Origin of the sequence: Budvicia aquatica DSM 5075 = ATCC 35567 (genome assembly GCF_000427805.1) — a bacterium.
GTDB classification, from domain to species: domain Bacteria; phylum Pseudomonadota; class Gammaproteobacteria; order Enterobacterales; family Enterobacteriaceae; genus Budvicia; species Budvicia aquatica.
The window spans coordinates 259,208-281,316 of sequence record NZ_ATYS01000002.1; the positions used below are offsets into that span (position 1 = coordinate 259,208).

The following is a 22,109-nucleotide window of genomic DNA, read 5'->3' on the forward strand; positions in this document are numbered from 1 at the left end:
TCTGGCCCTGAACGATGGATAGCCGGCTAGTTTTTGTTCCGGCTGGCAGACCAGCAGAGTAATGAACCGATAACCACCAGCCCGACTCCGGGCCAAAAAGCACGGCCCGGCTGTGTGTTGAGCCACACACTGGCGATCAAAATTGAAAACAGTGGTGTAAAATAAGAGAGTGCCGCAACCAGCGTGATATTGCCTTTACGCATTGCTATATCCCAACAGACATAGGCTATCGCCGTAGTTGCTCCCATCAGTAATAATTCTAATATCGCGTCCTGAGGGATCATCTCTGTCGGTAGCTGGGAGAATATCGGCGTCATAATCCACAGGCAGGCTGCGGTAACAAATAGGAACAGAGGCAATACGCCTTTTCCATGACAATATATTCTCACCAGATTTGAATACAATGACCAGGCAACTGCCGCGATTATGGCTAACAGATATGCCAACAGATTCGAACTGATATTATGAATAAAATCATTCAGGCTTAATGAGCCGCCGCTAACTACCCAAATAATCCCCGAAAAGGCTAAGAGAATGCCCGGATATAGCCACCAACGTGCAGATATTTTCAGCAGCGGCAACGCAAATAGCAGCGTCAGGCTTGGCCAAAGGTAGTTGATTAAGCCAATTTCCAGCGTCTGCTGACGACTGGCTGCCATGCCGATCGCCAGAGCAAAACAGACCATATAGATAACAAACAGTGAGCCACATCCCCACAAATAAGCAGCCCGTTGCTGACGAATTTTCGGCATTCCGGTAACCAATAGAACTAAGACTCCGCTGACCGTATATATTGCCGCTCCGGCACCAAAGGGTCCTAAGACTTCAGCAAGGCTACGGGTAAGGGCTACGCTCATACTCCAGAGCAGAATAGCGGCCATGCCGCTAAGGGTTGCAAATTTACTCATATCAGCTATTGATTATCACTGTTAGAAAAAGCCAGAAGTACAGATCAAGAAGTGCAGAGTGTAACATTATCCATTTCTTTATGGTGCAGATTATCCAACATCTGAGGCTGTCTGGATAAGGTTCGATTGGTCATAGGCGGCGCGATGCTTTTGGTTCTGAGTATCGGTATAAAACGAATATTAGGCTTCATATTGCAGGTTATATGCAAAATAGTATTAACGTAATATTGGCTTTGAATTAAAAATAATTTTATTTATTATCAGCAATCCATTTATTCGATATGCAATTAAATATATAGCGATGTGGGTTTTATCTGCTAATTTCACTAATTTTAATGTAAATCAACTTATTGTATTTTTTAGGAAATTATATAGATAACAAATTTTATCTAATAATTAACATTATTAAAACAATAACAAGTGATATTTGTCATTTGTATATATTAATTAATGTATTAAATGAGACTTAATATCAACAACCACAGATTTGATATTAATGTCTTTCTAAATTGAGCTTGATCACAGAATATGTGGTTAAACAGGGACATTATATTTTGGTACCTAGTAAGAGGTATCCCTGTTTTCTATATATTATAAAAATAATAATGTCCTGGTTGTTATTAAAGTGAGTACGGAAGAGGATGTGAAATTAAATGCCTAATAATGCTGAACGCCCCTTTTTAGATCATGGTTTGACCCGACTGGACTTTCTTCGTATCTCAGGAAAAGGCCTTACCGGGTTAGCAATAGCACCTTCTCTGTTATCGCTTTTTGGTTGTACACAAGAAGATGTCGACAACGGTAACGTTGGCTTAATAACAACGGCAAAAGGTGTTCTGGTCACAAAGAGGGCAAGATGTACCGGGTGTCACCGGTGTGAAACCTCCTGCACGACCTTCAATGATGGTTCCGTCGGAACCTTTTTTTCCCGCATAAAAATTCACCGTAATTACTACTTTGGCGACGACGGCATTGGTTCCGGCGGCGGGCTTTATGGTGATTTGAACTTTACGCCGGATACCTGCCGACAATGTAAAGATCCACAGTGTCTGAAAGTCTGTCCGATAGGGGCAATTTCATACAGTGAAAAAGATGGCTGTATTGCAGTAGATCATCGGCGTTGTATTGGCTGTAGCGCCTGTACCACGGCTTGCCCATGGATGATGGCAACGGTAAATACACAAACCAAGAAATCGTCAAAATGTATTCTATGCGGTGAGTGCGCTAACGCCTGTCCGACCGGTGCATTAACGATTATTGACTGGAAAGATATTACAGTTTGAACGAGCTATAGCCAGAACGATAAAACTCAATAGCTCCTTCTTATTCAGTGCTTTAAGGAAAACATCATGACTAACGGTTGGACAGGTAAAATAGTAAGAATTAACCTCTCTTCAGGAAAGATTTCCTTTGAAGATACCAGCAAATATAAGAAATTTATTGGCGGTATGGGGATTGGTTATAAAGTCATGTTTGACGAAGTTCCTGCCGGTACCAAACCTTTCGATGAAGCCAATAAACTGATTTTCGCCGTCGGACCATTGACCGGTTCCGGAGCGCCTTGTAGTTCACGGGTTAATATCACTTCGCTTTCCACTTTCACCAAAGGCAATCTGGTTGTTGATGCTCATATGGGCGGTTTTTTTGCCGCTCAAATGAAGTTTGCCGGATACGATGCCATTATCATTGAAGGTAAAGCTAAGTCTCCGGTGTGGATCAGTATTAAAGACGATCTGGTGAGCATTGAGCCGGCTGATTTTCTTTGGGGTAAGGGTACCCGGGCAACGACAGAAGAAATTTGTCGCATGACCAGTGCTGAGACCTGCGTTGCTGCGATTGGTCCTGCCGGTGAGAACCTGGTTCCGCTGTCTTGCATGCTTAATAGTCGTAACCACAGCGGCGGTGCCGGTACCGGTGCTGTTCTGGGGTCTAAAAACCTCAAAGCGATCGCGGTAGAAGGTTCTAAGGGCGTCAATATCGCTGACAGAGCGGAAATGAAGCGCCTTAACGACTATATGATGACTGAGCTGATTGGTGCGAATAACAACCACGTGGTTCCCAGCACGCCTCAGGCATGGGCGGAATATTCGGCACCAAGCTCCCGCTGGACGGCCCGCAAGGGGCTATTCTGGGGCGCTGCTGAAGGTGGCCCAATCGAAACGGGTGAAATTCCTCCGGGAAATCAAAATACCGTTGGGTTCCGGACCTATAAATCCGTCTTTGATTTAGGACCTGCGGCAGAAAAGTATACGGTGAAAATGGGGGGCTGCCACTCTTGTCCTATCCGCTGTATGTCTCAACTGAATATACCGAAGGTAAAAGAGTTTGGTGTTCCAACTACCGGCGGAAATACCTGCGTGGCTAACTTTGTTCACACCACCATATTCCCTAAAGGGCCAAAAGATTTTGACGATAAAGGCGACGGCTCGGTTATCGGTAATCTGGTTGGGCTGAATATTTTTGATGACTTAGGCATTTGGTGTAACTACGGCCAGCTGCATCGTGACTTTACTTATTGCTATAGCAAAGGGGTATTTAAGCGTGTACTGCCGGCAGAAGAGTATGCGGAAATTCGTTGGGATCAGCTGGAAGACGGCGACCCGCACTTTATTAAAGACTTCTATCATCGTTTGGCACATCGCACCGGTGAGCTTAGCCACCTTGCCGATGGTTCTTATGCCATTGCTGAGCGTTGGAATTTAGGCGACGAGTACTGGGCGTACGCTAAAAATAAACTTTGGTCTCCGTTAGGCTTCCCGGTTCACCATGCCAATGAGGCTTCAGCTCAGGTTGGCTCGCTGATTAACTGTATGTTTAACCGCGACTGTATGACTCACACTCATATCAACTTTATCGGCGATGGCTTACCGCTTAAGTTGCAAAAAGAGGTTGCCGGTGAGCTTTTCGGTTCGCCTGATGCCTATGATGAAACTAAAAACTATACGCCAATTAATCCGGCCAAGATTAAGTATGCCAAATGGGCCATTCTTAAAAGCTGCCTGCACGATGCGGTAACCTTATGTAACTGGGTATGGCCAATGACAGTATCGCCGTTAAAGAGCCGTAATTACCGTGGAGATTTAGCACTTGAGTCTAAATACTTCCAGGCCATTACCGGTGATGAAACAACGGAAGAAAGTCTGGACCTGGCGGCAGAGCGTATTTTCACCTTGCATCGTGCCTATACGGTCAAACTGATGCAAACCATGGATATGCGTAATGAACATGACCTTATCTGTACTTGGGTATTTGATAAAGATCCGAAAATTCCGGTCTTTACTGAAGGTACGGACAAGATGGACCGTGATGATATGTATAAATCCTTCACCATGTTCTATACCGAAATGGGCTGGGATCCGCTGTTAGGCTGCCCGACTAAAGAGACGCTTCATCGTTTAGGCATGGAAGACGTGGCGGCTGAATTAGCATCGCTGAATTTATTACCATCATAATCAGTGGGCCGACGTGATGAATGAGTTTGATAAGGCTGAGCAATTTGCATCAGACACTGCCGGCGAATTACCGGCAGAGAGTCAAAATGATATCGCCGAAGATATTAACCTGAACAGACGCCGGTTGTTTGGCGCTATCGATAAGGATTCTGGTGCGATTCAGAGTGAGATTGATGCAGCGGAACAGGCGTTGGCGGAGCAATCACTATCACCGGCACAAGTGATTGCCGATTTTATCCGGCAAAGCTCTCTCGGTGGCAATATCGTTGCTCACAGCATATTTCTGGCTCCGCCTTATTCGGTTTCAGCTGACGATCTGGCGGAGATATTTGCGCAGATTAATGCCGACGAGGCCTATGCAGATATCACCGTCAATATAGGAGATAACGACAGTTACTATTTCTCAACTGAAAGTATCTCGGTTAATTACGCCAATATGTGTGTATTGGTGATAGAGAAAAATATCTGTAAGACCATTGCTGAGGCCGTGAGGTTTGAGTGTAAAACCTATCCGCGGCCCTATAAGGTCAGCATGTTAACGCATTCACCTTATTATTTTGACCAACAGCAAATCGATGCGGCAATTATTGTGATTGATAGCCATCCGGATTACGCAGATATTCGAAAAGTTGAAGCTTCTAATGACGAACCTTATTTATTTAGTGAAAGATTTATGAGTTATGGCAAGGCCTATGGCCTGTGTGAGTGGCTGGAAGTAGAGCAACATCAGAATCCATAGGTTTATTTAAACTACGGGTTAAGACATTAGGCACGATCGTATTGTAATGGCCATTAATAAAAATATTCAGGCCATCATTATTAAGCAGTGACCTCACTATTTTATAACATTAAAAATAGTTAATGGCGGAGGAGCATGATGAAAATAATATTTTTAATGTTATGGATAATGCCGGGCTATTGCAGTCAACAGAATCAGGGGATAAGCAGATGACGTACTCTCGGCGTAAATTTGTCATCGGTATGGGTACAGTTATTTTCTTTACTGGCCCGGGTCAAAGTTTATTGGCAGCACCGGCTAAAAATGGCCCAGTTCGCTATGTCATGATTCATGATGAGACGCTGTGTAACGGTTGTAACCTGTGTGCCAGGGCCTGCCGCAAAGTGAATCATGTACCGGATCGGGGAAGCCGCTTAGGTATTGCACATATTCCGGTGTCTACCAAAGACGGAGAGACGCAATATCACTTCTTCCGTCAGTCATGCCAACACTGTGAGGATGCGCCTTGTATTGAAGTTTGTCCTACCGGCGCTTCTTACCGCGATGAGAAAGGAATTGTGCGGGTGAATGCTCCACAATGTATTGGCTGTAGCTACTGTATTTCCGCCTGTCCTTATCAGGTGCGTTATCTTAATCCGAAAACCAAAGTGGCCGATAAGTGTGATTTTTGCGCAGAGTCTCGCCTGGCTAAAGGCTTTGCTCCAATCTGCGTCAATGTCTGCCCTGAGAATGCGCTGATTTTTGGCAGAGAAGATAGCGAAGTGGTACAGAATTGGCTGAAGCAGAATAAGTTCTACCAATACCAGTTAAAAGGCGTAGGTAAGCCTTATCTGTATCGCCGCCCCGGTCAACATCTGTTGAAAGAGGATAACGTATGAATGCTGAACAGTTCCAATCCCAGCTTCACCTTTATGTCCCGACCTATTCGGTAGACTATTGGCCGGTCTGGTTATTATTGGCAGGGTTAGCCATTGTTGGCATGTTGCTGGTCTTAGCCTTACACGCTTTTCTGCGCGGGCGACTGGCAACCAATAAACCGGCCGATCATGGAGAAAAGGTTTATCTCTACTCCAAAGGGATTCGCCTCTGGCACTGGTCTAATGCGTTACTGTTTATCTTATTACTCGGTAGCGGCCTGATTAACCATTTCGCCTTACTTTCTCCGCCAGTGACGGCAAGCTTTGTTGCGGTGCATAAAGTCTGTGGCTTCTTGTTATTAGCCTGCTGGATCTGCTTTGTCCTGATCAATGCCTTTGGCGGTAACGGTCATCACTATCTGATTAAGCGTCAGGGTTGGATAGGGCGGGCCAGTCGTCAGGTGAACTTTTACCTGTTTGGTATAATGAAAGGGGAAGAGCATCCGTTTCCTGCCACCCAGCAGTCAAAGTTTAATCCATTGCAGCAGGTTGCTTACCTTGGTGTGATGTATGCACTGTTGCCGCTGCTACTGGCAACCGGACTGCTTTCTCTTTATCCGGAAGTGATAGGGCAATGGGCTGTAGGTATTCGTTATTGGACGCTACAGCTGCACTTTGCACTGGCGGTGATCAGTATTTTCTTTATCTTCGGACACCTGTACCTGTGCACCACCGGCCGCACACCGACAGAGACCTTTAAGTGCATGATTGACGGTTACCACCGGCATTAATCATGCAAATCACCAAACAGGAACTCAGGGCCTGGCGGGTAGGCCCTTATATGTACCGCTGGTTTATCAGAAATTTTCCTGATGGTGGAAAGTACGCCGATGTACACAGTGCATTAATTCAATACGGTTATGTCGACTGGGCCACCAGCCTGGTTGAATATGCCTATTCACTCTGGCTGGAAAAAGAGAATTTCGCCTATCAGGAAACTAACGCGACGGACCTCCTTGCTGAGGTCCTGAGTGATATCACCCCTCAGGTTAAAGCAGACAGGCAGGCCCTTGGTATTCAAACGCTACCGCTAACCGGATTTATCCCCAGTGATAACAGCCCGTACACCAGAAAACTGGCGGCGGATATTGATAATTTCAAGCTGATGGATATCTATAACAGCAGCCAAATTGGCTGTGCCGGTGACAGTGCCCGCATTGGCAGTACCGGCCACAGCGCCCGAATTTCAGGCTCTGGCGTTAACGTCCAAATTGGCAGCTCCGGTGAATATGCTTGGTTAAGCAGTTCGGGCTATTCGACTCAGATTGCCAGTTCGGGGTATGGCGTAAGAGCCGGGTGTGTGGGGCATGATGTACGGGTCGGTAGCTCGGGCGATCGGGCCAGAATTGCGACGGCAGGAAATTCCTCTAAGGTCAGCAGTTCAGGCCGCGGCGTCAGGATTGCCAGCGCCGGTATGCGAGCCCGTATCGGCAGCGTCGGTGATTCCTTAAAGGTCGCCAGCTCAGGCGACTTATCCCATATTTCTAGCTTTGGTGAAGCTGCCAGAGTGGTGAGTGCCGGTGATAACTCGCGAATTGTTGCCATGGGGGAACACTCTTTGGTCGCCAGCGCCGGTTCGATAGACTATGTGGTGTTAGGCAAAGGCGGGTGTGCCAGCGTGGCTTATTTTGACGGGAAGCGCATGCGATTTGCCGTGGCCTATGAAGGGGAAGGGAATATCAGGGCCGGGGTTAAATACAGGCTGAATGACAATCATCAGTTTGTCGAATATTCAGCCTGATTATTCAGATAAATAAAGGCCAGCCAATTTCTTTTTTGGTTGGCCTTAACTTTATTCAAGCAACAGTATGGTCTTAAGCTAACTTAGCAAAACAACGCTCTGCGGCATCAACCGTGCGCTGGATATCTTCATCTGAGTGAGCCAGTGACATAAAGCCGGCTTCAAACGCGGAAGGTGCGAGGTAGACTCCCTCTTCCAGCATCAGATGGAAGAACGTTTTAAAGCGCTCAACGTCGCACTTCACGACGTCTTTATAACAGGTGACGGTTTTTGCATCGGTAAAGAAAATACCAAACATGCCGCCGACATGGTTAACCACCAGCGGAATACCTTGTCTTTGAGCTGCACTAAGCAGGCCTTCAGCCAGATTTTCAGTTAACGATGACAACTGCTCATAAACGCCTACGTCAGTTAACTGATTGAGGCAGGCAAAGCCGGCGGCCATCGCGATTGGGTTACCTGACAGCGTTCCTGCTTGGTATACCGGACCCGTTGGGGCTAATGCTTCCATAACGTCACGGCGTCCGCCAAATGCACCGACCGGCATACCGCCTCCGATGATTTTGCCTAAACAGGTTAAATCAGGGGTAACGTCATAGTAATCCTGTGCTCCGCCCAGAGCGACGCGGAAGCCGGTCATCACTTCATCAATAATCAATAGCGCGTTGTACTGGTCACAAAGCTGACGTAAGCCGGGTAAGAAGGCTTCAGACGGAGGAATACAGTTCATATTGCCGGCAACGGGCTCAACGATAATACAGGCGATTGAATCCAGGTTTTGCTCAAAGGCCTGACGGACAGAATCCAGATCGTTATATGTACAAGTCAGCGTGTGCTTGGCAAAATCAGCCGGTACGCCGGGTGAGTTTGGTTGGCCTAAGGTTAATGCGCCAGAGCCGGCTTTTACCAGCAGGCAGTCTGCGTGACCATGATAACAGCCTTCAAACTTAATGATTTTATCGCGTCCGGTAAAACCACGGGCCAGGCGAATTGCGCTCATGGTGGCTTCGGTGCCGGAGTTGACCATGCGGACCATGTCCATTGACGGAACTAATTCGGTCACCAGCTCAGCCATTTTGACTTCCATTTCGGTCGGAGCGCCGAAGCTTAAGCCACGCTGTACGGCTTCAATCACCGCATCACGAATGATTTCATTATTGTGACCAAGAACCATCGGGCCCCAGGATCCGACATAATCGATATAGGCTTTACCATCAGCATCGTACAGGTAGGCGCCGTCAGCCCGTTCAACAAACAGTGGTACGCCACCTACACCGGTAAATGCGCGAACCGGCGAGTTTACGCCACCCGGAATTACCTGCTGTGCCTGCGCATACAAACTTTCTGATTTACTCATTAATCGGCTCCTGCCTCATTATTTAGGATATATAGGGAGAATGGATATCGGTCTATTCTAAAAGAACTAAGGGTAAATGACAGCTTTAGATTTTGGCTTAACGTTAGCCGCGAAAGTGACATAAGGGCTTTGGATTACTGGCCGGGGGATAAATAAAAGCCGAGTTTGGTTAATTCTATCGCTATTGATTATTGTAATATAGCCAGCGTAAGCGTAGTTTACACATTAAATATTCACCCTGTCATTTGCCGCGATGTTTAATTGCAGGGATAGTTGAGTAATACTTGAACGTTTTAGTCAACTATTGGATAATCATATGATGAATAGGTTTGCCAAAGTAGCAGCCTGATACGAATAAGCTGGAGACTATTGATGAGTGATTCAACTGCCTTGCCCCTGCAATTTACCGACACGGCCGCTAATAAAGTGAAGGCATTGATTGCTGATGAGAATAACCCTGAACTGAAACTGCGTGTTTATATCACCGGTGGCGGCTGTAGTGGATTCCAATATGGTTTTACCTTTGATGAAAAAGTCAACGAAGGCGATATGATTATTGAGAAACAGGGCGTTTCTCTGGTTGTCGACCCGATGAGTCTGCAATATTTAGTCGGCGGTGCCGTTGACTATACCGAAGGTCTGGAAGGGTCGCGGTTTATTATTCAGAATCCGAATGCGAAAAGTACCTGCGGTTGTGGTTCTTCGTTTAGCGTTTAATTTCAGTTTTTTAATAAACAGAAAGCACGGCAAAAGCCGTGCTTTAGAGTGATGACAAAGTGGTTTAATTTGATTTCAGCGCGAATTTCGTCCGCATAGTTAGCATCGGAATATTGGTTTTTCCTAGCGGCCGAAGAGCGATGTTTTGAGTACTGTGGGCTCCGGGCTTAGAATCCCTAGGGGCGCTCCGGCTGGCAAGCCAGCTACGACCCCAACGGACAAAGCCGTAGGGAACGGCTTTGAACAACACAGAGTGTTGGCCCAAAGGGCAGGCTACAGGAAGTAGCCTGTAATTCTTTCCCTACGTTTAAGCTTTTTAAGAGCAAAACGCTGATGTCCGGGCGTTTGTCAGCAGTCTGAAGCACGGCAAGAGCCGTGCTTTTTTGTGTCCGTCATTCGCTAGATATTGATTAATGCTGTTGAATAAACCGAACGGTTATTTCTCCAGACTGAAGGTCGGGAGTTTTAGATTCCAGCGGATGGCGGCGAGGCGGATAGATAAGGTGAATATCATGCCGAGCATCAGGGATTTATCCAAATCGAGATTAAAGTAGTAGTGGGCGGTAGCATGCACGCAGCCACCGGCAATACAGGCGGTGGCGTAGACTTCTGTTCGCAGAATCATCGGGATTTCTCGGGCCAGCACGTCGCGAATAATACCGCCGCCAACGCCGGTCAATACCCCCATGCAGGTTGCAACCAGCGGGCCGGTTCCGGCCAGAAAGGCTTTATTTACCCCGATGCCGACAAACACCGCCAGACCGATGGCATCGAGCACCGGTAAAATCCATTTTGGTAAACCTCTTGGGTGGCGCACCAATACAATGGTGGCTACGCAGGTCACAAGGGCGACCACTAAGTCTGTCGGGTCAGCAACCCAGAATACCGGACCATAATCCAGCGCCATATCCCGAATGGTTCCGCCGCCAACCGCGGTAACAACCCCCAACACTAAAACCCCAAAAGGGTCCATGCGCAATTTACCTGCCAGTAGTACGCCGGAAATGGCAAAAACCGCAGTCCCTAAAATATCAAGCCAATAGACCAACATAACAGGTGCTCCAACTCTATGAAGTAGATGAAATTTGTGACAGCTTTTGGCATATGACTTCAGCAGCCAGCATGATGCGTGGACCGCTACGATTAAACCAGTTTTCAGGTACTGTGATTACAGGAACATCTAACTGTCCGTGCCAGAATGTTTTAACGATTTTAACCTGCGCTTCATCACCGGAAATAATGATTGCCTGCGGTTTGCGGGTGAGCACTTGCTCACGGCTAACCTGAGGCCAGGGTACCGGGCTATCGGCAAAGATATTGTGCCCGCCACACAAAGAGACGACTTCGCTCTGAATGGTGGTCCCGGAAGTAGAAAACAAAGGTTGAGTACTAAATTGTAAAAAGACGTTCACCGGAGGTTTTCCGGGGCGGGCATATTGATCTTTAAGGGCCTGACGCTTGGCCAGAATATCGGCCGCTGCGGCGTGGGCCTGCTCCGGATGCGGGCTATATTCAGCCAGTTTAATCAGGTTATCGGCAATAGACTGAATGCTGTTGGGGTCAGAATAGAAAATGTTGAGACCCAAATGCGTCATTTGATCCAGCGATTTCTGCGGGTTTCCTCCCCGCCACGACAAGACTAAATCCGGTTTGAGTGCCAAAATCCGTTCCAGATTGAGACCCTGCCATGATGCCACTCTTTCGAGCTTTTTTGCCTGTTGCGGATAATCAGAATAATCGCTGGCGGCAATCAGCTTGTCGCCCATACCGGCGGCATAGGCCAGCTCAGTAAGATGCGGGGACAAACTAATGACTCGCTCAGCGCTGGCCTGAACGCTGAGACTACTAAAGCACAGACCGGCAGCCAGTAGCTTTAGGCATACCGACCGAGGGATTAGCTTAAGCAGCATCATGGCTGGCGTGGCCATTATTTTTTCTCTGCCAAAGCGCGAAGCATGGTACTGACGATTAGTGATGACTGTTGGGCTGCTAAAATTAAGAATTCATCAAAGCTTTGATGAGATTCTTTATCGGCAACGTCGGAGATTGCCCGCACCACAACAAATGGCACATCAAACTGGTGGCATACGTGAGCGATAGCGGTGGCTTCCATTTCAACGGCGGCAACGCTAGGGAAGGTTTTACGGATGCGTTCTAACGGGGCTGAGCCATTAATAAAGGCATCACCGCTGCAAATTAATCCTCTGACCGCATGCAGTTTGCACTCACTAATACAGCGCTCAGCTAGCTGAACTAATAGCTTGTCGGCAATAAAAGCCACCGGACAACCGGCCATTTGACCCGGCTCATAACCAAAAGCGGTAACGTCAACGTCGTGGTAACGAACTTCGTCAGAAACAACAATATCGCCTACGCTAAGGGTTGGATCTAATCCACCCGCAGAGCCGGTATTAATGACCAAATCGGGGCGGCATAGCTCTAATAACAGCGTGGTGCCTAAGGCTGCGGCAACTTTACCAATGCCAGACTTCAGCAAAGCAACGTCAATACCGTTGAGCTTACCGGTATAAATCTCACATCCGGCCCGTTCAAAGGTTTCACAGTTTTCTATTTTGTCGCGAAGAAGGGTAACTTCTTGCTCCATTGCACCGATAATACCTATTTTCATGGTGATATTCCGTTAAGTTAGGATCAATAAACTGGCGCGTAGTCTATCATGCAAATTATACAAATGAGTCGGTTGGTCACAGATAGATTTTAGCTTAACTTTGATTGGCTTTTATCTGTTGATTGGCGAATCATAGAGGTTGGTAACAAAATGGAATATGAATCGCGTAAATAGCCAGATATTCCGATACTTTTGCCAGATTCATGTTGGTTCGTTGTCAAGAATGTGTCATAACGTTAGCTAAGAGACAGAAGGCCGTTATCACTGTGAAAATATTGGGAAAATGCTATGCCCGTGATTGATTTTAGCAAGCGAATTACCATTCAGCGCCCCTTTAGTTCGATGATCATTCCTGAAGGGGAATATGATATCACCCGCCAGTTTGAAAGCGATCGCGGCCGGATTATTAATTCAGCGGCCATCCGCAGGCTACAACAGAAAACCCAAGTTTTCCCGTTAGAGCGTAACGCCGCAGTGCGCAGCCGCCTCACTCACTCAATGGAAGTGCAACAGGTCGGGCGGCATATTGCCAAAGATATTTTTAACCGGCTTCGGGAAGAGGATAAAATTAGCGAGCTTGGCTTAGATAAGCTGCTGGAATCTTTCGAGAGCATTGTAGAAATGGCCTGCCTGATGCACGACATCGGTAATCCGCCATTCGGCCATTTTGGTGAGGAGGCGATCAATAATTGGTTTGGAAAACGCCTGAATGACGGGGCCGGCGAACTTTGCCGTTATGCCTGCTTGCGATTAGAGCAACACCAGCCAGAGATCAACCGCCTGCGGCTGCGAATTTGCCAAGATTTGAGCAATTTTGAAGGCAATGCTCAGGCTATTCGATTAGTCCATACCTTGCTCAAGCTTAACCTCACCTATTCTCAGGTTGCCTGTATTCTGAAATATACCCGACCGGCCTATTGGTCCGGAGCCATCCCTGAAGCTCACAGCTATTTGATGAAGAAGCCCGGCTACTATCTGGCTGAAGAGTCTTTTGTTGATGACTTACGTCAGGAGTTAGGAATGGCCAGGTTTAATCGTTATCCGCTGACGTATATTATGGAAGCGGCTGACGATATTTCTTACTGCATTGCCGATCTGGAAGATGCGGTAGAAAAAAAGATTTTAACCATTGAGCAGCTGTACTCCCATCTTAAGAATGCCTGGGGCGACGTGGTGGCGGGCGATCTGTTTGATAAGACCATCGGCAATGCGGTCAAAAAAATGGAGACCGGCAGTGGCTATCGGCATATAGACGATCAGTTCTTTATGTATTTACGGGTGTATACCGTCGGACAACTGGTTCCTCGTGCTGCTCAACGATTTATTGATAATCTACCGGCTATCTTTGAAGGCTGCTTTAATCAGGCATTGCTGGAAGACAGTGATGAAGCCTTTAAGCTACTCAGCGTATATAAGCATGTCGCGTTGAAGTATGTATTCAACCACGAAGAGGTTGAGATGCTTGAGCTGCAAGGGTATCGGGTGATTAATGGGCTATTGGATATCTACAGTCCTTTGCTGGATATGCCGATGTCTGATTTTGCTAAGCTGCTCAAAGATGATAGCCACCGTGATTATTTGATCGAAACCCGGCTATTTCATAAGTTATCCACTAAGCATCGCTTAGCCTATCAGGAAGCTATTTCTCAGCTTAGCGATCTGCCTGAACAACAGCTGGAGATTTGGGAATTCTACTACCGCGCTCGTTTTATTCAGGACTATATCAGTGGCATGACGGATTTATACGCTTATGACGAATACCGTAAATTAATGGCCGCAGAGTAAATAACAGAAAACTGCCTGACTTTGCCGAAAAGAACAAAGTCAGGCGGAAGATTGGATAAGCTGAGATGATAGCTAATCTATTTTTAACCCCCCGTAAACCTGCTGCGTCAGTGAATTGTGACTGTTCCCTCAATTTGAATAAATAAGAGACAAATATAGGCATTTGCACAATGCATATAGGAATGACTACCATTACTCTGGGATAATTAGCGTTATTTCAGAGGGTTATTCATGCCTTTCTATCACCTCGATGCCAAGCTGGCGCAAGACATTGTTAATCGAACGATGCAGATTATTGATAGCAATATTAATGTCATGGACGCCAAGGGGACGATCATCGGCAGCGGTGATGTTAACCGGATTGGGGAATTTCATGAAGGCGCATTACTGGCGCTATCTCAGGGGCGGGTGGTTGAAATTAATGAAGCGGTAGCGAATAGCCTGCACGGCGTAAAGCCCGGTGTGAATTTACCGCTGCGGGTAGAAGGTGAAGTGGTCGGGGTCATTGGCTTAACCGGCGATCCGTCATTACTACGCCAACATGGTCAGCTGGTTGGCATGGCGGCGGAGATGATGCTCGAACAGGCACGGTTATTGAATATGCTGGCGCAAGATAGCCGAATGCGTGAGGCATTGGTGCTTAATCTGATTCGCAGTGATGAGCTGCCGACCTCAATGGTTGAGTGGGCTCAGCGATTAGGTATCGATATGGCCCAGCCCAGAGTGGTCACCATGATCGAACTGGACAGTAATTTGCTGGGGGTCGATACCTCAATGGCTGAACTCCAGCAGCTACAAAGTCTGTTAACTATGCCCGACCGGGATAACTTAATTGCGATTGTTTCACTGACTGAAATGGTTGTGCTTCAGCCTGCCCTGAATAGTAATGGGCGCTGGGATGCAGAAGAGCACCGCAAGCGGGTTGATAATCTATTGCTGCGTATTTCTGAAAGCAGCCGGCTAAACGTTCGGGTCTCTTTAGGCAGCCATTTTTCCGGACCGGGGTGCGTGGCCCGCTCATACAGTACGGCTAAGGCCGCTATGACGGTAGGAAAACAACGGATGCCTGACCAGCGTAGCTATTATTATCAGGATCTCATGTTGCCGGTGTTGCTCGATAGCTTACGCGGCGGCTGGCAGATTAATGAATTAAGTCGCCCGTTGGTAAAGCTAAAGGCCATGGACAACAATGGCCTGTTACGCAGAACGCTATTGGCGTGGTTTAATCATAATATGCACCCCGGAGCCACTGTTAAGTCACTCTATATTCACCGAAATACGTTGGATTATCGTTTAAACCGTATCTCAGAAATTACCGGGCTCAATTTGCGTAAGTTTGATGACCATATGCAGCTGTACATTGCACTGCAATTGGATAATGAGTAACTGATTAAGATATTTGGAAATTGTAATTGATTCCAAAACGTGATTAGAATACCTCAGATAGAGGCAATAGCTTATCCGGGGAATCTTATCCGGATCCGCTGGCGAGTCGTCACCGGATAATCGATATCTGAGCTATAGACCCTAAGTTGCTCCGAAGTACCTCAGCACACTTCGTGTGCGACGCCTTTGGCTGAGTACGTCTGCGCACCTTAGGGTATCGTTTTATAGTATTGCCTCTATCCCCTCTGTCATGATGAACTCTCTGGCGGGCGATAAAATATAAAACAGGGAAATATGCCGGATATGCCCTTATGGAAATACTGTACAACGGCTCACTATCTTGAGTTTCTAATATCACTCCAACTTTTTGGTGATACCGACTGGTGCGCTGAAAAACAAATTTCCTGCCTCTATACCATCAGTAATGACGTTAATGCCCATTATCAACGCACTACTATTTTAAAACGTGACGGGACGCCAAGGCATTTGCTGGCACCGGATCCCCTGCTTAAAAAGATCCAGAAAAATATTTTACGTAATATATTGGCACCCGTACCTGTTTCGCCTTATGCAACGGCTTACCATAAGGGGGCGGATGTTGTTGCTAATGCTGCGGCTCATCTGGGGCAGAAGCTGTTACTCAAGCTGGATATTGAAGATTTCTTCGGCAGTATTATATTTCCGATGGTCCGTCGCAGTGCATTTCCGGATATCTACTTTCCACCGGCAGTCAGTACGTTGTTAACTCACCTGTGCTGTTACAACGATGCATTACCTCAAGGGGCTCCTACGTCGCCCACGATATCTAATTTAGTGATGAAGCCTTTTGATAGCCACATTGGCGAGTGGTGTTCAGCACGGGGAATTATTTATACCCGCTACTGCGATGATATGACCTTCTCCGGCGATTTTGACGCGAAAGCGGTCAAAAATAAGGTGGGGCACTTTTTACAGGCCCTGGGCTTTTCACTGAATAAAGAAAAAACAAAGTTATTAACCCGACATACCCGACAGTCGGTTACCGGGATTGTAGTGAATCAGAAACTTCAGCTCTCCAGAGATTACCGCAGGCAACTACGGCAGGAGATCTATTTTTGCCAAAAGTTTGGCGTGGTTTCTCACCTGAAGCGAATGAATTATCCGTTGGAAAGCGGGGATGTTGAGCGGTATCTTCAGGCCTTGCAGGGGAAGGTGAACTTTTTGCTACAGGTTAACCCGGGGGATGATGTATTTCGGCAGGCAATGTCGGGGATTAAGCAGATGATAAAAGCTAATAGAAATTCTCAATATTAAGGTATCTAAAGCTAGTTACTAGGTATTAATCTGCGTTGTTGATCTTTGCTTTTGACCTTCAATTCGAGCATGACGAATGTTGCCGAAGACAACTGAAAGATAGCATGTCCCGCAGGGATGCGGGGCAAGGCACGGCTTCGTCTGGAACGAATCCGTGCCGGTGCGTTAAATCTTTCAGGTGGCTGAGGTTGCCGCTGCACCGCAGCGGTCAACATTTGTAGCGAGGCCGCGGAGATACAAGAGGGGGTCGGCCTACCCCCTCTTGTTCGGCCGGTGTATCGTGGCTAAGTTGAGCGATTTACTGTTAACGGACGAAACTATACGCGATAGCTAGCCCTGCAAGAATGAAAGGTTATGTTACTGGGGCTGGATTAAACACGGCCAGCGCATTATGTAATCCCCAATGATCCGACCAGGGTTGCTTACGGCCGCTGGCAACGTCCAACAATAGGTGAAACAGTTCCCAGCCAACGTCTTCAATGGTGGCATCGCCGGTGGCAATGGTACCCGCGTCGATATCCACCAAATCATGCCAACGTTTTGCTAATGCAGTGCGGGTCGACATTTTGATTACCGGTACGGCTGCCAGCCCGTAAGGGGTTCCGCGGCCAGAGGTGAATACCTGCAGTGTAATACCGGATGAAAGCTGCTGAGTGCCGCATACAAAATCACTGGCCGGCGTTGCTGCGTAAATCAGGCCGCGCTTGGTCGGACGCTGCCCCGGAGACAGCACTTCCACAATGGCACTTTTACCTGATTTAGCAATAGAGCCCAGAGCCTTCTCAACCACGTTGGCTAAGCCGCCTTTCTTATTACCCGGCGACGGGTTAGCACTACGATCGGTTTCACCACTGTTGAGATAGTTATCGTACCAGGCCATTTCACGCAGTAAGTCTTTACCAACCTGCTGATTGATGGTTCTTGGCGTCAGCAAGTGAACGGCATCGCGCACTTCGGTAACTTCAGAAAACATCACGGTAGCACCGCAGCGCACCAGCAGGTCGGATGCGTATCCTACCGCCGGGTTAGCGGTCACGCCGGAGAATGCATCACTACCGCCGCATTGCATACCGACGATCAGCTCAGAGGCCGGACAGGTTTCCCGCTTACGCATATTCAGGCGCTGCAGGTGTTTTTCAGCCACTGACAGTATTTCAGCCACCATGGCCCCGAAGCCTACATGCTGCTCATCCTGCAGCCGGATAATCGGGCTATCCGTCATAATGATCGTGCCGGTATCCGGCGTACCTTCCAGCAGCCTTTCAGGCTGAAGTTTTTCGCAGCCTAAACCCACAACCATCACTTCTCCGCCAAAGTTAGCGTTTAGCGCCAGATTATGAATAGTGCGGATTGGGATCACGGCGGCAGGGGCATTAATAGCCACGCCGCAGCCGTACAGGTGGTTCAGGCCGACAACGGCATCTACATTGGGGTATTTAGGCAACAGGTCCCGCTCTATCAGCTTGACGACGTAGTCTACCACTCCGGCAACGCACTGTACGCTGGTGGTTATCCCCAGTAGATTTTTGGTTCCTACGCTGCCATCTGCATTACGGTAGCCTTCAAAGGTATAGCCTTCTAGCGGTGGTAAGGCTTCAGGAATCTTAGTGGCAAGCGGCAGGGTTTCCAGCGCCGGAGCATCAGGCAGCGTCACCAGCGATTCATCAATCCAACTGCCGAGCTTTATCTCTTTCACCGCATAACCGATGATTTCACCATAGCGAATAATAGCCTCGCCCTGAGCTATTGGTGTTAAAGCAACTTTGTGTCCTTGGGGAATATGTTCTATCAACCTTAAGCCACAGCTAAAGATCGTGCCGGCCGGTAGACCATTATCATTAACCACGATAGCGACATTGTCCCGGTCATCAACCTTGATATAGAGAGGTGCCGGTTGAGGTATATTTTTATTCATTATACATACCTTTATTTTAAATAATTATAGGGGGTTATCTTTTTAGCGGCGTAATGCGTTCTTTCTGATTTGTTTCTATTTTCAATTATATCTTATTTGTATTTTTACTGAGTATTTTTATAAATAACAATATCTATTTTTTATCTTCAGAATAGGGCATTAAAAAAGGCTTTGAATATGTGATTGATGTCGGGTTTTTGCACTAATGTTTATAAGATTATGCTGTCTTTTGTGTTTTGTTACATTATGAAAAATAACTATTTTTTGTTTTACGCTTACGAATTAAGGTTGAATGGTATCCTATTTTACATAAATGATTAGGCATATGCCCAATGCTTTAGCCTATGCCTGCAATTAGTATCATTTCGCGGTTCTGTGAATTCTTGATTTTTCTAGTTTCTTATTTCTCATTGGGAAATATATCTGATGATTTTATTGATTTGTATTAATGGAATAAAGCATCAGAACTGTGTTTACCAAACTTATCATCACTAACAATATTAAAAAAAAGAGATAGCGTTAACGCTTAACATTATCTACAGGAGAACATCATGGAGTCTATACAATCGGCGTCTGTGGGTGGTGTAAAACCAACTCGCGTTCGCTTTTGGATCGTTATTATGCTGTTTGTGGTTACCGCTGTTAACTACGGTGACCGGGCAACGCTGGCTATCGCCGGTGCGCCAATGTCTGCAGAATTGGGGCTCGACGCGATCAGCATGGGATACGTATTCTCAGCTTTCTCATGGGCTTATGTTATTGGCCAGCTTCCGGGCGGTTGGTTACTTGACCGTTTTGGTTCTAAACAGGTTTATTTCTGGAGTATTTTCACCTGGTCAGTCTTCACCTTATTACAGGGTGCAGTAGGCATGCTTAGCGGCATGTGGGCACTGGTTTTACTCTTCTCTCTGCGTTTTTTAGTCGGTTTGGCCGAAGCGCCTTCATTTCCGGGCAACAGCCGGATTGTTGCCGCATGGTTCCCGGCACAGGAGCGCGGGACTGCGGTTGCGGTATTTAACTCAGCTCAATACTTTGCCACGGTTATCTTTGCACCCATTATGGGCTGGTTAACTCACACATTAGGCTGGCAGTTCGTGTTCTACTTTATGGGCGGCTTCGGCATTATTGTTAGCTTTATCTGGCTAAAAGTAATCCACAATCCGAAAGATCACCCCAGCATTAATCAGGGCGAAATAGATCATATCGAACGCGGTGGTGCTCTGACCAATATGGATCAGACTCAAAGCGGTAAGAAAGAAGGACCTAAATTCCACTATATTAAACAGCTGCTCAGTTCACGCATGCTGATTGGTATCTATCTGGGTCAGTACTGTATCAACGCATTAACTTACTTCTTTATCACTTGGTTCCCGGTTTATCTGGTTCAGGCTCGCGGTATGTCGATTCTAAAAGCGGGTTTTGTGGCTTCCGTTCCTGCACTGTGCGGCTTCGCCGGCGGTATTTTGGGTGGGATTATTTCCGACTACCTGATGAAAAAGACCGGTTCAATTACCTTTGCCAGAAAGACGCCTATTGTTCTGGGCATGATGCTGTCTATCTCAATGATTTTCTGTAACTACGTTGAATCTGAAATGTTAGTGGTTGGCTTTATGGCTCTGGCCTTCTTCGGTAAAGGTATCGGTGCACTGGGTTGGGCAGTAATGGCAGATACCGCGCCTAAAGAGATTAGCGGCCTGAGCGGCGGGTTATTCAATATGTGCGGCAACGTTTCCGGCATCGTGACGCCAATTGCTATCGGCTACATTGTTTACACCACCGGATCGTTTAACGGCGCACTTATCTACGTTGGAATCCATGCTTTTGTTGCCGTAATAAGCTACCTGTTTATCGTTGGTAAGATTGAACGTATCCAGCTGAAAGTATAGGAATATTCATTATGCATACTCAAGACACGCCTAAAATTATCTCGATGCAGGTTGTTCAGGTTGCTGGTCATGACAGCATGCTGATGAATATTGGCGGCGCCCATGGCGCCTACTTCACCCGCAATATCGTGATTATCAAAGACAACGCCGGTCATACCGGTGTGGGTGAAGCTCCCGGTGGCTCGGTGATTTATAACACCTTAGTTGAAGCTATTCCTCATGTTGAAGGGCAGTCGATTGCTATTCTTAACCGTCTGGTGAATAACCTGCACCAGGGAAACCTGAATGCAGATTACGATACCTTTGGTAAAGGTGCATGGACCTTTGAACTGCGGGTTAACGCCGTTGCGGCACTGGAATCAGCACTGCTTGACCTGATGGGACAGTTCCTGAAGGTACCCGTTGCTGAGTTACTTGGTCCGGGTAAACAGCGTGATGAAGTCACTGTGCTCGGCTATCTGTTCTATATCGGTGATAGCCAGAAGACGGACTTACCTTATCTGGCTCCGGAAACGGGTAAACATGACTGGTATCGACTGCGCCATCAGAAAGCGATGGACACTGCATCAGTGATTGAGTTGGCGGCCGCGGCTAAAGATCGCTATGGCTTTAAAGACTTCAAAATGAAAGGCGGCGTGCTGGCGGGTGAAACGGAAATTGAAACCGTAACAGCGTTAGCTAAAACCTTTACCGATGCACGTATTACACTGGACCCTAACGGCGCCTGGTCGCTGGATGAAGCTATTCGATTATGTAAAGGGCTAAACCATGTTCTGACCTATGCAGAAGACCCCTGTGGTGCAGAGAATGGCTATTCCGGTCGCGAAATCATGGCTGAGTTCCGCCGGGCTACCGGCCTGCCAACGGCGACTAATATGGTGGCGACTAACTGGCGCGAAATGTGCCACGCCATTATGTTACAGGCGGTCGACATTCCGCTGGCCGACCCGCATTTCTGGACGATGACCGGTGCAACGCGCGTCGCTCAAATGTGCGATGAGTGGGGCCTGACGTGGGGATGCCATTCCAATAACCATTTCGACATTTCTCTGGCGATGTTTACCCACGTCGGGGCGGCAGCACCGGGTAATCCTACCGCGCTGGATACCCACTGGATTTGGCAAGAAGGACAGTTCTTAACCAAAGAACCGATGCAGATCGTTAATGGAAAAATTGCCCTTAATGATAAGCCGGGGTTAGGTATTGAGCTGGATATGCAACGGGTAGAAGCAGCCCATGAGTTGCATAAAAAGCTGCCATCCGGCTCACGTAATGATGCTGCTGCGATGCAGTATTTAATACCGGGTTGGACGTTTGATAAAAAACGCCCGGCGATGGTGCGCTGATTCATTATTGCTACGGTGGTGAGCTGAAAACAGCTTCA

17 protein-coding genes and 1 pseudogene are annotated in these 22,109 nt (G+C 47.3%); 12 read left to right on the forward strand and 6 right to left on the reverse strand.

What is annotated here, in order from left to right:
• Window positions 1-26: 26 nt before the first annotated feature.
• Window positions 27-908, reverse strand: a complete 882-nt coding sequence (yddG, locus tag YWE_RS0102845; protein ID WP_029093157.1) for an aromatic amino acid DMT transporter YddG — start codon at window positions 906-908, stop codon at window positions 27-29.
• A 653-nt stretch (window positions 909-1,561) separates the two neighbouring features.
• Between yddG and YWE_RS0102850 the strand changes: the two genes are divergently transcribed.
• The 6 genes and pseudogenes from YWE_RS0102850 to YWE_RS31810 all read left to right on the forward strand — a co-directional run.
• Complete coding sequence (locus tag YWE_RS0102850) at window positions 1,562-2,191, forward strand: ferredoxin-like protein (RefSeq protein WP_029093158.1); 630 nt, start codon at window positions 1,562-1,564, stop codon at window positions 2,189-2,191.
• A 66-nt stretch (window positions 2,192-2,257) separates the two neighbouring features.
• Window positions 2,258-4,360: an aldehyde ferredoxin oxidoreductase gene (locus tag YWE_RS0102855; protein WP_029093159.1), complete on the forward strand. Its 2,103-nt coding sequence runs from the start codon at window positions 2,258-2,260 to the stop codon at window positions 4,358-4,360.
• Between the two features lie 16 nt (window positions 4,361-4,376).
• Complete coding sequence (locus YWE_RS0102860) at window positions 4,377-5,099, forward strand: YdhW family putative oxidoreductase system protein (RefSeq protein WP_051323150.1); 723 nt, start codon at window positions 4,377-4,379, stop codon at window positions 5,097-5,099.
• A gap of 209 nt (window positions 5,100-5,308) precedes the next feature.
• Complete coding sequence (locus YWE_RS0102865) at window positions 5,309-5,977, forward strand: 4Fe-4S dicluster domain-containing protein (RefSeq protein WP_051323161.1); 669 nt, start codon at window positions 5,309-5,311, stop codon at window positions 5,975-5,977.
• On the forward strand, window positions 5,974-6,747 hold the full coding sequence (gene phsC / locus YWE_RS0102870; RefSeq protein WP_029093162.1) for a thiosulfate reductase cytochrome B subunit: 774 nt from the start codon (window positions 5,974-5,976) through the stop codon (window positions 6,745-6,747). Before YWE_RS0102865 ends, phsC begins: the two co-directional genes overlap by 4 nt.
• A 2-nt stretch (window positions 6,748-6,749) precedes the next feature.
• Window positions 6,750-6,954, forward strand: a pseudogene (locus YWE_RS31810) (protein YdhT); the annotation flags it as partial.
• A gap of 876 nt (window positions 6,955-7,830) precedes the next feature.
• On the opposite strand, the gene hemL reads toward YWE_RS31810, so the two are convergent.
• Window positions 7,831-9,114: a glutamate-1-semialdehyde 2,1-aminomutase gene (gene hemL / locus YWE_RS0102880; protein WP_029093164.1), complete on the reverse strand. Its 1,284-nt coding sequence runs from the start codon at window positions 9,112-9,114 to the stop codon at window positions 7,831-7,833.
• Between the two features lie 372 nt (window positions 9,115-9,486).
• On the opposite strand from hemL, the gene erpA reads away from it, so the two are divergent.
• Window positions 9,487-9,831, forward strand: coding sequence for an iron-sulfur cluster insertion protein ErpA (erpA, locus tag YWE_RS0102885; RefSeq protein WP_029093165.1), 345 nt, complete (start codon window positions 9,487-9,489; stop codon window positions 9,829-9,831).
• Window positions 9,832-10,267: 436 nt separating this feature from the next.
• Here erpA and YWE_RS0102890 read toward each other — a convergent pair whose 3' ends face one another.
• The 3 genes from YWE_RS0102890 to mtnN are packed head-to-tail and all read right to left on the reverse strand — an operon-like array spanning window position 10,268 to window position 12,460.
• The gene (locus tag YWE_RS0102890) at window positions 10,268-10,882 is read right to left on the reverse strand and encodes a TRIC cation channel family protein (protein ID WP_029093166.1); all 615 of its coding nucleotides are present in this window, start codon (window positions 10,880-10,882) and stop codon (window positions 10,268-10,270) included.
• Window positions 10,883-10,898: 16 nt separating this feature from the next.
• Entirely contained in the window at window positions 10,899-11,744 is an 846-nt protein-coding gene (gene btuF, locus YWE_RS0102895; protein WP_029093167.1) for a vitamin B12 ABC transporter substrate-binding protein BtuF, read from the reverse strand.
• Between the two features lie 14 nt (window positions 11,745-11,758).
• Window positions 11,759-12,460 (reverse strand): 5'-methylthioadenosine/S-adenosylhomocysteine nucleosidase, encoded by a 702-nt coding sequence (gene mtnN, locus YWE_RS0102900; protein ID WP_029093168.1) that lies wholly within the window; start codon window positions 12,458-12,460, stop codon window positions 11,759-11,761.
• Between the two features lie 288 nt (window positions 12,461-12,748).
• Between mtnN and dgt the strand changes: the two genes are divergently transcribed.
• The 3 genes from dgt (at window position 12,749) to YWE_RS0102915 (ending at window position 16,924) form a co-directional block, all read left to right on the forward strand.
• Window positions 12,749-14,245: a dGTPase gene (gene dgt, locus YWE_RS0102905; protein WP_029093169.1), complete on the forward strand. Its 1,497-nt coding sequence runs from the start codon at window positions 12,749-12,751 to the stop codon at window positions 14,243-14,245.
• Between the two features lie 231 nt (window positions 14,246-14,476).
• A complete protein-coding gene (locus YWE_RS0102910; protein ID WP_029093170.1) occupies window positions 14,477-15,631 on the forward strand; it encodes a CdaR family transcriptional regulator in 1,155 nt (384 codons plus the stop codon).
• 303 nt (window positions 15,632-15,934) lie between these two features.
• The gene (locus YWE_RS0102915) at window positions 15,935-16,924 is read left to right on the forward strand and encodes a reverse transcriptase family protein (protein ID WP_211230987.1); all 990 of its coding nucleotides are present in this window, start codon (window positions 15,935-15,937) and stop codon (window positions 16,922-16,924) included.
• Window positions 16,925-17,276: 352 nt separating this feature from the next.
• Here YWE_RS0102915 and garD read toward each other — a convergent pair whose 3' ends face one another.
• On the reverse strand, window positions 17,277-18,839 hold the full coding sequence (gene garD, locus YWE_RS0102920; protein WP_029093172.1) for a galactarate dehydratase: 1,563 nt from the start codon (window positions 18,837-18,839) through the stop codon (window positions 17,277-17,279).
• A 551-nt stretch (window positions 18,840-19,390) separates the two neighbouring features.
• Here garD and YWE_RS0102925 point away from each other — a divergent pair.
• Both YWE_RS0102925 and YWE_RS0102930 read left to right on the forward strand, forming a co-directional pair.
• Window positions 19,391-20,725 (forward strand): MFS transporter, encoded by a 1,335-nt coding sequence (locus tag YWE_RS0102925; protein ID WP_029093173.1) that lies wholly within the window; start codon window positions 19,391-19,393, stop codon window positions 20,723-20,725.
• 11 nt (window positions 20,726-20,736) lie between these two features.
• Window positions 20,737-22,071 (forward strand): enolase C-terminal domain-like protein, encoded by a 1,335-nt coding sequence (locus tag YWE_RS0102930; protein ID WP_029093174.1) that lies wholly within the window; start codon window positions 20,737-20,739, stop codon window positions 22,069-22,071.
• Window positions 22,072-22,109: the final 38 nt, after the last annotated feature.

Coding starts and splice junctions, on each gene's coding strand:
- yddG (WP_029093157.1), bottom strand. CDS start 908: ATGAGTAAATTTGCAACCCTTAGCGGCATGGCCGCTATTCTGCTCTGG.
- YWE_RS0102850 (WP_029093158.1), top strand. CDS start 1,562: ATGCCTAATAATGCTGAACGCCCCTTTTTAGATCATGGTTTGACCCGA.
- YWE_RS0102855 (WP_029093159.1), top strand. CDS start 2,258: ATGACTAACGGTTGGACAGGTAAAATAGTAAGAATTAACCTCTCTTCA.
- YWE_RS0102860 (WP_051323150.1), top strand. CDS start 4,377: ATGAATGAGTTTGATAAGGCTGAGCAATTTGCATCAGACACTGCCGGC.
- YWE_RS0102865 (WP_051323161.1), top strand. CDS start 5,309: ATGACGTACTCTCGGCGTAAATTTGTCATCGGTATGGGTACAGTTATT.
- phsC (WP_029093162.1), top strand. CDS start 5,974: ATGAATGCTGAACAGTTCCAATCCCAGCTTCACCTTTATGTCCCGACC.
- hemL (WP_029093164.1), bottom strand. CDS start 9,114: ATGAGTAAATCAGAAAGTTTGTATGCGCAGGCACAGCAGGTAATTCCG.
- erpA (WP_029093165.1), top strand. CDS start 9,487: ATGAGTGATTCAACTGCCTTGCCCCTGCAATTTACCGACACGGCCGCT.
- YWE_RS0102890 (WP_029093166.1), bottom strand. CDS start 10,882: ATGTTGGTCTATTGGCTTGATATTTTAGGGACTGCGGTTTTTGCCATT.
- btuF (WP_029093167.1), bottom strand. CDS start 11,744: ATGATGCTGCTTAAGCTAATCCCTCGGTCGGTATGCCTAAAGCTACTG.
- mtnN (WP_029093168.1), bottom strand. CDS start 12,460: ATGAAAATAGGTATTATCGGTGCAATGGAGCAAGAAGTTACCCTTCTT.
- dgt (WP_029093169.1), top strand. CDS start 12,749: ATGCCCGTGATTGATTTTAGCAAGCGAATTACCATTCAGCGCCCCTTT.
- YWE_RS0102910 (WP_029093170.1), top strand. CDS start 14,477: ATGCCTTTCTATCACCTCGATGCCAAGCTGGCGCAAGACATTGTTAAT.
- YWE_RS0102915 (WP_211230987.1), top strand. CDS start 15,935: ATGCCCTTATGGAAATACTGTACAACGGCTCACTATCTTGAGTTTCTA.
- garD (WP_029093172.1), bottom strand. CDS start 18,839: ATGAATAAAAATATACCTCAACCGGCACCTCTCTATATCAAGGTTGAT.
- YWE_RS0102925 (WP_029093173.1), top strand. CDS start 19,391: ATGGAGTCTATACAATCGGCGTCTGTGGGTGGTGTAAAACCAACTCGC.
- YWE_RS0102930 (WP_029093174.1), top strand. CDS start 20,737: ATGCATACTCAAGACACGCCTAAAATTATCTCGATGCAGGTTGTTCAG.